This window comes from Rickettsiales endosymbiont of Trichoplax sp. H2 (genome assembly GCF_009690945.1).
In the GTDB taxonomy this organism is placed as follows: Bacteria; Pseudomonadota; Alphaproteobacteria; order Rickettsiales; family Midichloriaceae; genus Aquirickettsia; species Aquirickettsia rohweri.
On sequence record NZ_NPHZ01000001.1, the window covers coordinates 69777 to 86816 of the forward strand.

General features: G+C 24.7%; 14 protein-coding genes. 3 read left to right on the top strand and 11 right to left on the bottom strand.

Annotated features, from left to right (window positions below; translation table 11 throughout):
* Position 1: 1 nt before the first annotated feature.
* The 6 genes from h2es_RS00410 to h2es_RS00435 form a co-directional block, all read right to left on the bottom strand.
* On the bottom strand, positions 2-592 hold the full coding sequence (locus tag h2es_RS00410; RefSeq protein ID WP_154510387.1) for a LemA family protein: 591 nt from the start codon (positions 590-592) through the stop codon (positions 2-4).
* 319 nt (positions 593-911) lie between these two features.
* Positions 912-1373, bottom strand: coding sequence for a hypothetical protein (locus h2es_RS00415; protein WP_154510389.1), 462 nt, complete (start codon positions 1371-1373; stop codon positions 912-914).
* A gap of 293 nt (positions 1374-1666) precedes the next feature.
* Positions 1667-2026 (bottom strand): TrbC/VirB2 family type IV secretion system protein, encoded by a 360-nt coding sequence (locus h2es_RS00420; protein ID WP_154510391.1) that lies wholly within the window; start codon positions 2024-2026, stop codon positions 1667-1669.
* Positions 2027-2094: 68 nt separating this feature from the next.
* A complete protein-coding gene (locus h2es_RS00425; protein ID WP_154510393.1) occupies positions 2095-2640 on the bottom strand; it encodes a hypothetical protein in 546 nt (181 codons plus the stop codon).
* A 98-nt stretch (positions 2641-2738) separates the two neighbouring features.
* Entirely contained in the window at positions 2739-3302 is a 564-nt protein-coding gene (locus h2es_RS00430) for an NADPH-dependent FMN reductase (RefSeq protein WP_154510395.1), read from the bottom strand.
* A gap of 65 nt (positions 3303-3367) precedes the next feature.
* Positions 3368-4321: a DUF6765 family protein gene (locus tag h2es_RS00435; RefSeq protein WP_154510397.1), complete on the bottom strand. Its 954-nt coding sequence runs from the start codon at positions 4319-4321 to the stop codon at positions 3368-3370.
* A gap of 75 nt (positions 4322-4396) precedes the next feature.
* Between h2es_RS00435 and h2es_RS00440 the strand changes: the two genes are divergently transcribed.
* Together h2es_RS00440 and h2es_RS00445 are read left to right on the top strand one after the other, a co-directional pair.
* Complete coding sequence (locus h2es_RS00440) at positions 4397-6232, top strand: heme lyase CcmF/NrfE family subunit (RefSeq protein ID WP_154510399.1); 1836 nt, start codon at positions 4397-4399, stop codon at positions 6230-6232.
* Positions 6233-6236: 4 nt separating this feature from the next.
* Entirely contained in the window at positions 6237-7103 is an 867-nt protein-coding gene (locus h2es_RS00445) for a hypothetical protein (RefSeq protein WP_154510401.1), read from the top strand.
* Between the two features lie 138 nt (positions 7104-7241).
* Here the strand turns inward: h2es_RS00445 and ralF are convergent, their stop codons facing one another.
* From ralF to secD, 4 genes are all read right to left on the bottom strand, one after another.
* Entirely contained in the window at positions 7242-8369 is a 1128-nt protein-coding gene (gene ralF / locus h2es_RS00450; protein ID WP_154510403.1) for a T4SS guanine nucleotide exchange effector RalF, read from the bottom strand.
* A gap of 111 nt (positions 8370-8480) precedes the next feature.
* Complete coding sequence (locus h2es_RS00455) at positions 8481-9461, bottom strand: DMT family transporter (RefSeq protein WP_154510405.1); 981 nt, start codon at positions 9459-9461, stop codon at positions 8481-8483.
* A complete protein-coding gene (locus h2es_RS07865; RefSeq protein WP_154510408.1) occupies positions 9451-11406 on the bottom strand; it encodes an ATP-binding protein in 1956 nt (651 codons plus the stop codon). The genes h2es_RS00455 and h2es_RS07865 overlap by 11 nt, the downstream gene beginning before the upstream one ends.
* 13 nt (positions 11407-11419) lie before the next feature.
* Entirely contained in the window at positions 11420-12973 is a 1554-nt protein-coding gene (gene secD / locus h2es_RS00465; protein WP_154510411.1) for a protein translocase subunit SecD, read from the bottom strand.
* Positions 12974-13027: 54 nt separating this feature from the next.
* On the opposite strand from secD, the gene glmU reads away from it, so the two are divergent.
* Complete coding sequence (glmU, locus tag h2es_RS00470; RefSeq protein ID WP_154510414.1) at positions 13028-14362, top strand: bifunctional UDP-N-acetylglucosamine diphosphorylase/glucosamine-1-phosphate N-acetyltransferase GlmU; 1335 nt, start codon at positions 13028-13030, stop codon at positions 14360-14362.
* 4 nt (positions 14363-14366) lie between these two features.
* Here glmU and h2es_RS00475 read toward each other — a convergent pair whose 3' ends face one another.
* The gene (locus h2es_RS00475) at positions 14367-16982 is read right to left on the bottom strand and encodes an AsmA family protein (RefSeq protein ID WP_154510417.1); all 2616 of its coding nucleotides are present in this window, start codon (positions 16980-16982) and stop codon (positions 14367-14369) included.
* Positions 16983-17040: the final 58 nt, after the last annotated feature.

Sequence of the window (17040 nt, forward strand, 5' to 3'; positions counted from 1 at the left end):
TTTAGTTAAAAGCTATTTTTGGTGTTTCTTTTATAGAATCACTTTCTGTGTAGTTTGCTAACTTTTCATGAGAGAAAAATATTTTATTCCACATAAAGCCAGGAAATGTAGTTATTAAAATGTTAAAATTTCTAACAGAGTTAATATAATCTCTTCTAGCTACAGAAATTCTATTTTCATTTCCTTCTATTTGAGACTGCAGTGTTGAAAAGTTTTGAGTTACTTTTAACTCTGGATAACGCTCAGATACAGCAAGAAGTTTAGTTAATGCAGATCCCATATTAGTTTGAGCATTAAAAAATTGCTTAGTTAGATTAGGATTATTCTTTAAATCTTGAGCAGAAATTTTTATTGTACCTACTTTGGCACGCTCCTTAATTACATTTTCAAGTGTAGTCTTCTCATAATTTGCAGCCCCTTTTACTACTTCAACAAGTTGAGGAACTAATTCACTCCTTCTTTTATATTGATTAAGTAACTGACTAGCACTTGCTTCAACTTCAGCCTCTGATTTTGGTATATTATTAATGCTACTTATTGATAAGCCTGCTATAACAATGATAGTTATAATAGCCCATACAAATTTATTCATCACTACCTCCTAAAAACACTTAATAAAATTAAACAATTACTCCTAAACTCCAAACAATAAATAGACTTTTATGTGTCAATTTAAAATTTTGGACTAATGAATAACGTGCGCTTATTTGTTAAGGTACTTTAAATAAATAACAAAATCAATAAATTGACTAAAGGTTTTATATACAAAATTCCATTTAGATTTTAATATTTATTTTAAATAACTTTGAAAAAGTATTTATATTTTGATTCACAATGATTTTATAGGTTATTTTTAAGATAGATATTTTTAAAATTTTAACTCGTTAAAACAGTATGTAACATAATTTTTATTAGTTTTTAGAGGAAAATATAATTATAAATTCAAAAGTTGCATATATATTATTATTTTCTGAAAAATCTTTAAAGTATGTTTTTTCTACATTATTAAAATAATTTTTATGGTCAAAGTGTGTACATTGGTCTTGTAAAAAATTTGCTTGGCCTAGTGATCTTATATCATGTATCAGTGTTTTTAAGTTATTATAACTTAATTTAATTTTTTCAATACTAACTATAGGATTTTTTAAATTTGCTCTTTGAGCAATTTGTGTAACTATTTGAGGGTTAATCATTGGTATTACTCTAGGATATATTTTGCCATAAGATTTTTCATCTGTTTTTATTAGACAGCTTTTTAATTCTATTAATGTATGGCCACCTAATAATATTCCCAAAAATAATGAATTTTTTTTTAAATTATTTTTATATTGAATTAAAGATCCAATTAAATCATTGCTATAATGAAGCGACATAAAACTAATAATTAGGTCATATTTTTTAGATAAAACTATATTATCTTCATCAAAGTCTTTAAGTGATTTATAATCAATTTTTAAATTATTTTTAAAGTCATTAATAAAATTTAATTGATTTAATGAATAAAAAAGTGATGAATTGACTGTATGGGACTGTAGTATAAAATCTAAATTGTCTTTTAATAATAATTTAGATTGTAATAATAAACCTAAGTCATCGTTGTTTAACTTAGGTTTATTTAAAAATTTAGTTATTTTTTTATCAAATAATTTTTTTATGATATCAACAATTATTTATTATTTTGAGTGCAAGGACCAGCTCCATCTTTTCCAGCAGCTATGAATTCTACTACAGAATTTGCGCCAAATAGTACTCCCATACCTACAGAAACTGCTATAGCAACGCCCCATGTTATTTTACCTAAAAATAGTCCTATGGCAATGGAAATAATTACTAATATAGCAATAGTTTTACCAACATTACCTTGTGCTATACTAATTACATTACATAAAACATTAGCTATTTGTGCGCCAGGATCATCCCCGGTTTGTTTACTAGGATCATCAGCATTAATAATTTCTATATTATAAAAAGTTATTGTTAAGAATAAAGTTAAAAAAGTAAATATTGAGATGTATGTTCTTTTCATATTTATCACCACTTTAAATTGTATAAATAAATAGTATCACAGCGACAAACAACTTCAAGTACTTTATACTACTTTAACGATAGTAAATGTGTGTTTTTGATATTTAGATAAAACAATTTCTTAAAATTGTATAAATATCCCATTGATTTTCCAATAAATAATCCAGCAAGAATTGCAAATAGTGATATATATAATTCTTCTATAATACTTTCTTCAAATATGCTCTTATCAATAATTTGTAAATATTTAAAGTAATAAGTGCTAAAAAACAATAAGAGCATATAAATAAAAGAAACTTTAGAATAAGGAATTTTCAATTCATTATTTTTAAAATTATAAATATAAGTAAATTTATGTTTTATAATTATTAAATAACTTGTGGTTATTCCTATAAAAATTGATATTAAGCAAGAGTATATAATAAATATATCAATCTCGTTTAAAGTTAGTAAATTTTGTATGAATAAAAGTAATAATATGATTGGAGCAATAAATATTTTTTTTAATTGAATCAATATATCTTTAGAAGATTTTATTTCACTCCAAATATAATACAACAACAAACAATACACCCAAGATGGTGTGCTAATTAAAAATAACTTCAATGTCTTCACTTAATTTTACCTATTATATATTTTCAACTTTAAATATATCACATTAATAATAAAATTAAATTTTTATTAAAATATATAATTAAATTAAAGAAGATTAACTATTCATTTATTAAAATTTTTAAATGGTTAATTGAGTTAAAAAGTGCATTTTTTAAATTTTCATCTTTTAGTTCTCCTTTCTGGTTAAAATTTTTATCAGCAAAGGGTATAGCTATATTATAATGTGAAATAGTTACTCCTAAATTATTAAGTAAAAGCCTTAAATGTGGAAGAGCTCTTATTCCACCAAATTTTCCTATAGAAGCAGCTGATATGCTTGCAAATTTATTTTTAAAGGCACTTAAAGATACTTCATCTCCTGGTTCAGGGCGGCTTAACCAGTCTAATGTATTTTTTAATAAAGGAGAAAAAAAGCCATTATATTCAGGTGTAGATATGTATAAGGCTTTGCAACTTATAAATAGTTGTTTTAATTTTTTTACATCTTGAGGTATACCATTTTCATTTTCATAATCTCCATTATAAATGGGTATTTCAAAATCATTTAAATTGACTATTTTTGAATTAAGAGCAATTTTAAGAGAATAATTATAAGCAAATTTAACTAATTTAGTATTATAGGAATTTTTTCTAGTGCTCCCAGAGATGAACAAAACTGTCATTGTAATAAATTGATATAGTTGATATGTAAATTAAATGCTATATAAAAACTTTTTTATGGTCAATCTTATAGATTTATTTTCAATAATTTTAAAGTTTGTAAGGTAAAATTACAGTGTAATTTAATTGATTCTTGAAATTTAAACCAGCTTGTAGATTTAAAAGATACATTTGATTTTATAGTATAATTTTTATTGTTTAGTTTAGTAAAAAATTCATCTCTCCAATAATTGATTTTGTAATTTAATATATCAAAATTTGAAATTATTTTGGCAATTTTATTATATTTTTTAATTCTAGTGCTTGTCATAATTTTTACATCAAAATAATTGTTTTTTTCATTGTTGCTCATAATTTTTTTTAAAGTGAATAGGAATTTATTAATATTAAAATTATATCTTTTAGTAAAATTTAAATATAATTCTGTTAACATAGTAGATGCTTCTGAAAATCTTGTTACATTATTAATTTTTTCATCCTTAAGTCTTGTATCTTTCCATATTAATCCAACTAAATCAGGCTTATCTAAGGCATCTAAATGTGCAATATTTGGTGAAAATTTTGCCAGTACATTGTTAAAAGCATTATAACTACAATTTTCTCCTATAAAATTTTGATGAGCCCAAGTATCTACAAATGCATGAGTTGCAATACCTATCCAATACAAATTTTTACTTTTTAATGCGTGCATTAAAATAAATTTTGCCAGTTTGGAATATTTTATTGTGTTAAATTTATGTTTTATTCCATCTTTTCGTATATTATTCGTTGTTATATCTGGTAAAAAGTGAAAAGGTATTAAAATTTTTTTCAAGTCATAAAGATATATATTTTTCTTAGTAATTGAAGATACGAAATTTTTATACAAAATTTGTTTATTATGCTTATCATATATAGTATATTTAGTGTCATTATCATCAACCATTTGTGAGCTATAAGCTATAATATATGCTTCATGGATTTTAAATCCACATGCTAAAGCTATTAGGTATGTAATGTAATAATGATATTCTATATCCATTAATTATGTGGATATAAATAATATTTGTATTATAAATAACTCAAAAACAAAATATCCGTAAGCTTTGGAGCAAAAATGTATGCTGAAATTGGGAATTTTTTTCTATATCTATCATTAATTTCATTATTATTTGTAATAACTAATTTTATATTTCCTATAAAATATAAAGCAAATATTATGTTGTATTCATGGGGAATTACAACAATATCAACAATAATAAGTTTTTTATGTCTAGTAATTTGTTATGTAATATCTGATTATTCAGTATTAAATGTTCTTTATAATTCTCACGAGCTAAAACCAATTATATATAAAATTGCAGGTTCATGGAGCAATCATGAAGGATCAATGTTGCTTTGGATAATTTCAATTACTATACCAACTTTTTTATTTGCTATTATTGCTAATGATAATATACCTGTAAAAAACCTGACATTATTTTTTCAAGCTATTTTAGGTTTTTTATTTGTAATTTATACATTATTTACATCTAATCCTTTTGAAAGGATAATACCTGCACCTATTAGAGGTTTAGGAATGAATCCATTGTTACAAGATATAGGAGTCTCATTTCACCCGCCAATACTTTATTTAGGCTATGTAGGTTTTTCAATACCTTTTTCATCTGCATTGGCGGTACTAATACTAAAAGACAAAAATCAATGGATTAAATCTATCAGGCCATGGATTTTATATGCTTGGAGTTTTTTAACTTTAGGAATAGGATCAGGTGCTTGGTGGGCTTATCGAGAATTAGGATGGGGAGGATTTTGGTTTTGGGATCCTGTTGAAAATGCATCACTTATGCCTTGGATAACTGCAATTGCATTGATTCACTCTATTAGATTTTCTGAAGATTCTAAATTGCAATTAAATTGGAGTATTTTACTTACTATAGTAACATTTACGTTGGTGATGATTGGAACATTTATAGTAAGGTCTGGTGCCATTGCTTCGGTTCATTCATTTGCTCAAGACCCTAAAAGAGGATTTTTTATATTAATATCAATTTTTCTGATTTCAGGATTTGCATTGTTATTATATGCAGTTAATTTTAAAAAATTATGTAAAGATAATGCTGCAAGTTCTTTTTCTAATAAATACATATTACTAAATAATATAGTACTATCATTAATTGCAATTATAGTATCATTGGGTACTATATATCCAATGTTTATGGAGGTATTTTTTAGAAAATATTTAATAATTGATAGTAATTATTATAATTCATTAATTACTCCAATTACTTTTTTATTGGTAATTTTATGTACCTTAGGGACAAATGATATATTTAAGATATTTGCAAGAAAGGGTAAGGTAATATCATTTGTTATCTCTATAATAACTACATCTATAATTGTATATTATTTTAAAATAAATAAATTATATTCAGTTCTTGGAATTTATTGCTCAATTTTATTATTCATAATATCATTGACCCTTATTTTTAAATCGAGAAAATTACAAATATTACCAGTTTCAATTGCTCATTCAGGATTTGCAATATTAATTTTTTCAATATCTATGTTTTATGGGTTAAAAGATGAAAAGATGAGTGTACTTGAGTTAAATGAAAAAATGATTTTTAGGAATTTAGATATTAAGTTAGAAAATGTCATTTATAAAACCGAATCTAATTATTTAACAAAAACTGCAGTTATATCTGTAAATGATGATTTAAATGTTTATCCTGAAATAAGATTTTATCCAATTGAAAAACAACAAACAGTAGAGGTTGATATGATTAGTAATTTCTTTTATGATATTTATTTCTCAATAAATTCACCAGATGATTCTAAAAAAATTATGCTAAACATTCAATATAATCCCATGATAAACTTTATTTGGATAAGTTGTATATTGATTTGTTCTTCAGGCTTTATTGCTATAATACTCAAAAAAATAAAGTAAAAGCATGATTATAAAGGATTTTATTCAACAATTAATGCAAAGCAAAGAGCTATGCTATAAGGATGTGAAGAAATGTTCAAATTCCTTTTTAAAAGGTGGTGCTACACCAGCTCAGATTAGCTCTTTTTTTACAGCAATGATAAATAAGAAATTTACTAGAAAAGAATTTCAAGGATTGATAGATGGAATAAATTTAAAAATAGAAACAACTGATAAAACAAAATACGATTTTTATATTTATTCATTTATACAAAATAATTTATCTATTGCACTTTGTTTAATATTGTCTGAATTTAAGAATCTTATATGTTCTAAATTTAAAAATTTATATCTTGAAAATATTGATGTGCTTCAATCAAATAAAGATATTGATAAACATGAATTAAGTGAAAAATATAATTTATTTTTATCTTTATCTGATTATAATAAAATCTTAAAAAATATATTATTTTTAAGATCAGAGATAGGTTTTAATCATTTATTAGATCTATTTGAATTGTCAATCTCTTCTGTATATTTTAAACATAGTCTGACCATATTAGATGATGAAAGATTTTTTGAATTAAACTCAAATTATGATTTGCCTGTTATATTTGATAATAAGATATTTTTAGTAATAGGTGATGATGGGGTTAAATTAGTTAAAATAGATGAGTCAAAAATAGAAAAACTTATACTTCTTCATGATTTGGAGAGATATAATTCAATGAATTTTACTCAGTCAATTTCAAATGAAATTTTTCTAAATTTTTGTATAACATTAATAGAACAAATATATACTTTAAGTGATATAAATTATGATTTTAAAAATTATAAGAATATATCCAAAGATGTAGTGCAAAAATATATCAGTTATTTTGAAATAATATAAAAAGCTAAAAAAATAAATTTTTAAAATTTTATTTTGCTTTTTATTATTTTATGTAAAAACCCTAAATATAATTTACTGGTAATAAAATTAAGTTATATAAAAAATTATTAATCTCTCTAAGTAAATGGAAATAGTTATTTATAGTGTTTTCCCACTAGTAATTTGTCCACTTTCTATATTACTAACATGTGATTTGCTTATAATAGCACTCTTACTTATTCGATATTCCTTTTCCATTGAATCAGCTTCATAACCATAAGTTGATTTAAAGGTTTCTGGTGGAGTTCTAAAAGATGCTGCTACTTGTGCTGCCAATTTTAATGAATGATCCTGATTTTCATCCCCTAATGGTTGTATTATTATTTTGGGTTTATCATTAAATAAAATTTTTGAAAATATATTTGGTTCATAAATTTGTACAGAACATTTAGCTCCAGTCTCCTTATCTGTCAAATTTAGAGTGCCATTATATCCCATTAGGTTTGCTAGTAATGATCTAGGCTTATCTACTTGTGCTTCTAGAGAGTCAGCATTTGAAATATTTGGAAACACATTTTTTAATTGGCCATTGCCTGCTTCATTCATAAAAGTTTTTAAAGACTTAAAAGTTTGATCATAATCTAAAAGGCTTGTTTTCATTTGTATACCAGGTGATATTTTTGTAAAATTAAATTCAAATGGATTTTCTTTGATTTCTTCATATAAACCTAGTAAAAATTCATCAGGAAAATTTTCTCCCCCATTAACACCTCTTAAATTTTGTTTTAAACTGTCAATAGACATATGATCTTTTATTGCAGAATTATGTAAATCTGTATTTAACATTATTGTTTGAAATGCTAATACATATACTGCATCTGCATCAGCAAAAATTTGTTCATGAGCTGATTCTTGTTGTTGACCATAATAGACATCACTGAAACTTTTTACTAATCTATCAATTTTTTGTGCTTCTCCAGGTAATTTATGGCTAAACAAAAATTCTCTTAATCCTTCAGTAAAAGTCTTATTTTGGAAGTTAAATTGTTGTGTAAAAGCTTCTAATACTTTTTGATTGAAAATATTTTCACCACTTAAGTAATCTCCTACAGCTTCTAAATCTAAATTTTCCTTTTGTTCAATAAAAAATTCTGCTATTTGTTTATCAACATTCTTAATACCATTTTCATCACAAAAACGTATAATAGCGTTAATACCATCTTTAGGTTTTTTATTAAACTGTTTAGCAATTTGAATTTTAATATCTTCTGAAAAAAGTTCGTGCATATAAATAATTTATTAAAAAAGGAGAAAAAAATTAATATTAAAAACAAATACCCCTCAGTACTCTAGAATTTTTTTCATCAGTTAAAGAATAAATGAATTATTATAATTAATCTATATTTTTTTGACTTTATTTACTGTATGTTCGTGCTTAATTAAGAATATGCCAGCTGAAATAATAAAAATATAACCAATATAAGTTAATTTATCTGGTTCTTGCTTAAATACTATATATCCTAAAATTCCAACAAAAATTATTTTAAGATAATGATATGGGGCAAGGGCAGACATATTAGCTTTTTTCAGTGCCTTGAAAAAAGCTACAGAATGTGTAACATAGCATATGGTAATAATTGAAAAATATAAAAAATATATAGATTTAAATCCAATTATACTAAATGAAGTAAATCCATTTGGTATTGGTATATTAAGGCCAAAATCAACATATTTCCAACTGATAAATGCTACTGGAAAAGCGAATAATGAAGAAAATAATAAAGAATAAAAAGCTTGAGTTTTATTTTTAGCAGTTTTGCCTAAAATTTTTACTGAAGTGCTGTTTGCAGTCCAACTAACTACAGCAAGTAATGTAAACGTATAATATTTATTATAATCTGCAATTGATATTTTACTAAAATCAAAAAAAGGAAAAGATAAATTAATTAAACCAGGATATATTACTGCTAAAGCTCCTAGAAAGCTTATAAATATTGCAATAAATTTTGAATAAGAGAATTTTTCGTTAAAAAACAAGATAGCTATTACTGCCCATAAAACTTGCTCTAGATACGCCAAAGCTGTTGCATTAACAACCTTTACATATTGCAATGAATACATAAAAAACAATGACCCACCAGCACTAAAAAAACCTCTTATAATATGAAGTTTCAATTGTTGAGTTTTTAATATTTGTAATCCTTCACTAAAAACCCATGGTAGAATTACAATTAAACAACATAGTTTATAAAAAAATACAACTTGACTTGAGTTTAAATCCACTGTGAGTTTTTTCATTAATATGTATATTAAAGATAGTGCAAAGGAATTTAATATCATGTACCCTATCCCACGTATTTTATTATTTTTATACATCATTTTTTTTATTAGTTTTTAAGTTAAAATAAATTCTTAGTCCGTCTTTAGTATTTGATAAGTGTAATTTACTTTCGTGATCTTCAAGTATTTTTTTTACTATTGATAATCCTAAACCCATTCCTGTGTTTTTAGTTGTTATATATGGTTCTGTAATTTTATCAATTAAATCTGTATTTATACCCCCACCATTATCTTCAATTATTATTTTAATATGTTCATCATTTACTTTTTCTATTTTTATTTTAATAGTGCCTTTATTATTATCACTTGATATAATTGATTCTGCTGAATTTTTAACAATGTTGGTTAGAACTTGTGTAATTTGAGTTTTATCACAGTAAACATTATTGTTCTGTATGTTATAATCAAATGAATATTTAATTTCTTTGTATATGTTTTTCTGACTAAAAATGACTTCGTTAATTATTTCATTAATATTATAGCTAGCTAATTTTGGTTTTGGTATTCTGGCAAATTGAATAAATTCGCTTACTATTGAATGGATGTCATTAACATTTCTAATTATTGTATTTATATATTTATTATAATTTTTTAAATGTTTTTTTTCAATTAGATTAGCAAATTTACTTTGTAATCTTTCAGCAGAAAGTTGAATGGGAGTTATGGGATTTTTTATTTCGTGCGCAATTCTTTTTGCCACATCAGACCATGCTGCTTCTCTCTGTGCTGAGACTAATTGTGTAATATCTTCAAAACTAATAACTATATTTTTAATTTTATTTTCTATAATTACAGCACCTATCTTTATAAATAAGTGTATAGATTTACCTTTTCTTTTTATAATTAAATTTTCATTTAGAATGTCTTGTGGAGCATTTAATAAATTGTTAATCAAAAGATTAATTTCAGGTATAATTTTAGAGATATGTTGATTTAGATTGTTATCTTCTAAATTGAGTAATTTTTTTGCTGAGTTGTTATATAATGAAATATAGCCACTGCTATCTAAAGCTATTACTCCAGAAGATATTTCTTTTAAAACTGTTTCTATAAATTTTACTCTTTCATCTATATTTTTATATGCTGCTTTAATCTGATTATGCTGCGCTTCAATGGTTTGTGTCATTTTATTAAATGCTTTAGCAAGTTGTGATACTTCGTCTTCTGAATTTTTCTCTGGTACCCTAATCGAATAATCACCTAATTTTATTTTTGAAGTGGCATTTAAAAGTTTATTAAGTGGATTTGCAATTATGTTTCCTAATTTTACAGAAATAATAAATGAAAAAAGACACATTAAAGAAGAAATAATAATAAAGGCAATTTGTAAGTTTCTTTTTGTAAATTTTAGATCTGCAAGCAGATAATAATATTTATTTTTTGAATCTTGGGTTTTTTTAAGATAGTCTACTATTTCTTTATCAATAAATTTACCAATTAATAAATATACATCACTGCGAAAAATACTATCTAATTTTGTTATGGCCCTTATTTTATCTCCATCTTGGTTTTCTAATAACACTACTTTTTCTTCATAAATTTTATTATAATCTTCAGGGGTAATTTTTTGAATTTGAGATATTAGTGAAAAACTAAGTGAGCTTCTAGCAATTACACCATCTTTCGTAAATATTATCGCTTCAGAAATAGAACTGCTTCTAACTTGTTCTTCTAGTATTTGATTTAACTCAGTACTCTCATCTATGACTTTAATTTGTCTTTCTATTATTTTTTCAATTTGAAGTAATTCAAATTTTATTTTTTCATTATTTTCTTTTAAATATAACCTTGCTACATTAACAGTGTCTGAAACAGCTTTGCTCACTTGATCATTAAATAATGATTCAATTCCAATGTAATAATATATTAGTGATAAAATTCCAATTAAAAAAATAGGAGAAATAGTTGCTATACCAGCTATTAAAATAATGAACTTCTTTTTAAGAGATATATTTAAAAATTTCTTTTTTAATTTTTTTATCACGTATTATAATTTTCTAAACACTAATATTTTTTGGTTTTTTTATTTTATACCATAAAGTTATTATTATCTTTGTAACTGAAATAGATGTAAACATAGAACATAAAATTCCTACTATTAAAGTTATTGCAAATCCTTGAGTTGGCCCTGTGCCAAATATATATAATACTATTGCTGCAAAAATTGTTGTTGTATTTGAATCAAAAATTGTAATAAAAGCATAATGATAGCCATTATGTAAGGCATTTAACGGTAGCATTCCTTTTTTTAATTCTTCTTTAATTCTTTCAAAAATTAAAACATTAGCATCAACTGCCATGCCTAAAGTTAGTACTATTCCAGCAATTCCAGGCAATGTTAATGTTGCATTAAAAATAGAAAGTATAGCAATCATCATTATAAAATTAATAATTAATGCAAAATTTGCTATAAGTCCAAATAACTTATAATAAGCTAACATTATTATAAAAACTAATATAGCTGCTATTATACAAGCTTTTATTCCTGCTTTTATTGATTCAATTCCAAGTGTTGGACCTACTAATCTTTCTTCAGTAATTTCAAGTGGTACTGGTAAGGATCCAGCTCTAAGTAATAGTGCTAATTCAGAAGCTGATTCAGGGGTAAAACTTCCTGAAATATTACCTTCGCCACCTAAAATCGGCTCATTTATCATTGGATAACTAATTATTTTTTCGTCAAATACAATAGCTAGCATTTTTCCGGTGTTATTAGTTGTAATGTCTGCAAAAATTTCTCTACCTAAGTTGTCTAATTTAAATCTTATCACTGGCTCACCTAATGTTCCTTGTGAAATATATGCAGTTTCAAGCATATCTCCAGTCATTAAAGGTTGTGAATCTATAATTAATGATTCAGTACTATTTTCTAATGATAGGATTTTAGAATTAATTAACAAAGCAATTTTTTCAGAATCAGTTAAGTTTTCTGCTACTTTGTTTTTTACCATGTGAAAAGTCAATCTTGCGGTTTTGCCAATGATTTTCTTTATTTCATCAGGATTGTTTATACCGGGAACTTGCAATAATATTTTATCATTACCAATTGTTTGAATTTCAACTTCTTTTGTTCCTACTGAATCTACTCTTTTACGAATAACTTCTATACTTTGTTTTAAAACATCAGAATTTAATTTGTGAATATAGTCATTGTTAAATTTTATAATAATTTGATTATCAGAGTTTTTAATATCAAAATCTTTAGTTATAAGTAGTTTCCTTACTTTATCTATTTTACTATTATTTTCAGTAATAGTAAATTTTAATAAGTTATCATTCACTTCCCAGTCATTGAAATTAATATTATTATTTATTAACTTATTTTTAATCTGGTTTGTATGCTGTGTAAATTTTTCTTTAATATAATCTGTTAAATTTGCCTGTATTGTAAGAGATACTCCGCCCTTTAAATCTAGTCCAAAATTTATTTTTTCTTGTGGTATGAAGTTAATTTTTTTTAAATTATAAAAAAAAGTTGGAATAGAAAAATAGATTGAAAGTAATATTATGATAATTATACTAACTAATTGCCACTTAGAAAATTTTAACATAAAATTTGTAAACTTTAGATAACCAATCAAATAAATAAGGAATATTTATAAAATATGCAAGGAAAATTTAAACCAACAATTATTATATTATCTGCAGGAAACGGAGAAAGGATGCAATCTTCTATTCCAAAAGTGTTGCATGAAGTTAGCTTAAAGCCAATTATTGAGTATGTAATAAATTTAGCTGCTGTAGTTAATGCTGATTCGCTTAATATTGTTATTAATGAAGAATTGCAAAATCATCAAACATTTAAAGACTTTGCTATTAAATATAAATTAAAAACAATTCTTCAAAAGCAAAGGTTAGGAACAGGTGATGCAGTTAAAGTAGCATGTAATAATATGACAGCAATTAATGATTTAGTACTTATATTATATGGTGATACACCATTTGTTACAGAAAATACGATTATGAACATGTATAATGAGATCGACACAGGTGCTGATTTATGTGTTGTTGGATTTAATGCAAAGAATCCTGATGGATATGGTAGAGTTATTTCTAAGGATAATAATAGAGTAGTTGAAATTATTGAAGATAAAGATGCTAATAATCAACAAAAACAGATAAGGTTGTGTAATTCAGGAATTATATTAGCTAAAAAACATATTGTGGAAGGATTTTTAAATGAGAATCACAATATGGACTATAATAGTCAAAAAGAATTTTACTTAACTGATATTGTAAAATATGCTGTTTTAAGCAAAAAGGTATGCACATATGTTGTAGCTGATGAATCTGAAGTAATGGGTATAAATGATAGGGTGCAATTAATTAATGCAGAATATTATAATCAAAAGCTTATTGCAAAAAGATTATTAAATAGTGGTGTTACAGTGATAAACCCTGAAAGTAGTTACTTTGCAAATAATATTAAAGTGCAAAATGATGTTATAATTTATCCTAGTGTATTTATTGGGAAAGATACGGTCATTAATCAAGGGTCGGTTATTAAATCTTTTTCACATATTGAAGGTGTGGCTATCGACAAAGGTGTGGTTATAGGTCCTTTTGCAAGAATTAGGCCTAATACAAAAATAGGTAATAATTCTAAAATAGGGAATTTTGTTGAAATTAAAAATTCAATTTTGATGGATAATGTTAAAGCAGGTCATTTATCATATATAGGTGATGCTACTATATCTGATGATGTTAATATTGGAGCGGGAACAGTTTTCTGTAATTATGATGGTGAAAATAAACACCATAGCGTTATTGGGGAAAAAGTATTTATAGGTTCTAATACATCAATTATTTCTCCTATAAAAGTAGATTCGAAATCAATGATAGCTGCAGGTAGCGTAATTACAAAAAATATTGATAAAAATGATTTAGCAATTGCAAGATCTAAACAAGTGAATTTAAAGAATAAATCAAAAATTAAATAAATTTTCAATTCGCAATATTGCTAAAAATATCTTTTATAAAATTTTCAGGCTTATCTTTAGCATTGGTAAAATTACCAATTATATTAACTGCTAAATTTTGCATTAGGTATTTTTTGAGAGATTTTGTATCTAATTTATAAGACGGGTTATCAAGATTTCCATAAGTTATAACTTTAAAAGCTGGGACTTTTTGAATTGCGATATCTATTTTTGTTGTGATATCAATATTATTATTTGGTAAATTGATTTTACCTATAGCAGTCGCATTTGCTCCTTGTGCTATGAGTTTGCAATCTTGTAAATCTGCTATACCATTTTTAAATAATAATCTGCCTGTTAGGTTATTGAATAGGGTCTCTCCTTTTGAAAAAGATGAATATAGTAAATTTAATATTTCTTCAGGATTTTTTATTTGTTTTAGAGCATTGAGTATTTTTTGTAAATCTACTCCGCTTATTTTTCCATTACTTGCGTTAAAATTTATGTTACCAATAATGTTATTAATATATTGAGATTGATTTTCACCTTCTGATTTTAGATTTGCAGTGAAGCTAAGTAAGCCTTGAGTTATTTTAAATTTATTGTTTTCAGGAATAATATTTTTTAAATGTGCATTTTTTAGTGTCATATTGATGTCAATTTGTCTATTTGTTAGACTTGAGATGGAGCCAAAGCCATTCAATTGACCACCATAAAGGTTACCATTAAATGAATTAATTTTGAATTTGCCATTTTCAAGTTGTGCTTTGGTTTTAATATTATCAAATATTAATGATCCATAGGTTAATTTTTCAATATCCAAAGCAAATTTTCCATCCATAGCTGCAAATGAAGATAGGTCAATTTTTTTAGTAGACCAGTGATTATTAATCTCACTTTTTAATTTTTGGCTGTGGTTAGTATTTGATTTCAAAATTAAATTGTTAAGATTGAGTTCTGAAATTGCTAGATTTGTTGATACAAATGGTTTTTTAGTATTAAGTGTAATTGTTGAATTTCCTTTGAGAATAACAGTATCTTTTCCAATTTTTGCTGTGGATTTATTTAAAATAATATCTATTTTTTGGTTAAAGTCGCCATTTATTAATGTAGAGAGTTTTAAATTATAGAGTTTTGGTAAGTTAACTTTAAATAGATGCATTATAGATTTTGTTAAATCATCACTTAAAATCTCTATTTTTAATGAAGGTTTTATACCCTGATCTAAATTTATATTTCCTGTAATATTTGATTTTAATTTATCAATAAAGATTTGGGTATTAGTTTTAATATCTTTGCCATTAATTATAGAGTCTCCCATAATACTGAGATTATATGTGTTAAAGGGTAAGTTAACATTAAGAAGATTAGTTAAGTTAGATCCTGCATCAATTTTAATATTATAGTTAAATATTGGATTATATCCTGGATTTTGAATTCCTATATCACCACGTAATACAGAATTACCAGATTTAAATATAAAATTATCAAATGTTAATTTTTGTACGGCATAATTAACTTTTGTATTAAATGAAAGTTTTTGGCTAATAATCTTAGATAATTTTGGAAAATTAAAACCTAAAGTATTTAATAAAAGAGAGATATTCTGTGCTTGTAAATTAATTGAATTTTCTAGAGAATTAGATGAAGATTTTTTAATTGCATAGTCAATTATTACTGTACCTGGATTTATCTTTAAAAAAAGATTACCTTTGTTATTTTTGATATTATAATTCAATTTGCCATTACCTTTGGTTTTTCCTAAAGTTAAAATTATCGAATTAAGATTAGCTTCTGATTTAGTGCCATTAATTTTTGCCTCTATTTTATAATTTTTAGGTGTATTTTTTGGTAGGTTAGAAATATTAAGCAGTTTTTTAAGGCTACCTTGTAACATCATGTTGCCATTAAAAATAAATTGATCTAGGTTTAAGTCTCCTATTAGGTTAATTTTTTGTTCTAAAGCATTGATTTCAGTTGTAAGATTTATGTTATTTTTTAGCTGCTTTATTATTCCGCTTAAGCTAAAATATTGTTCTAATGAGTTAAAGTTGCCTGAGAATTTTATTGGTCCTGTAGTACTACTGAACTGTAGATTTAAATTTATTTTTTCTAATTTGGTAAGTTTATTCTCTTTTAAATAATTAAATTGCCCATTTTTAATTGTTATTTGATTCAAAGGAATAGGAAGCTTTATAATATGAGAATTTTTGTTTGTAGTGTTTATGCTTTTAGACTCATTTATATCATTGGGTTTTATATTGGGTAATTTCCAATTAATATTACCATCACTTAGCATTTCCAAATTGATTGTCGGCTGATCCAACTCTATATAAGATATTGCAATTTTGCCGATAAATAGTTTGCTAAGTGATAATTTGATTGTTGCATTGTTAAGATCTAATAGAGGCTTTGTTTTAAGTTGAGAAGGAATTTTTATTTTTTCAAGTTTAATTCTAGGCTGAGGTATAATAGATAAATTCAAATTTCCTTCAATAACTATATCTAATCCAGTTTTTTTCTTAAATTCAGATTGAATTATGCCTTTATAATGTGATAAGGGGATAAAAAATGGTATAATAATTAAAATGGCAGCTATGGCAATAATTATGCCACTAGAATATTTTAGGTATTTAGGCATTTAAAAACTTATTATTTTGGTTATTACTAACAGAATAACAAATCTTATTAAAAGCAAC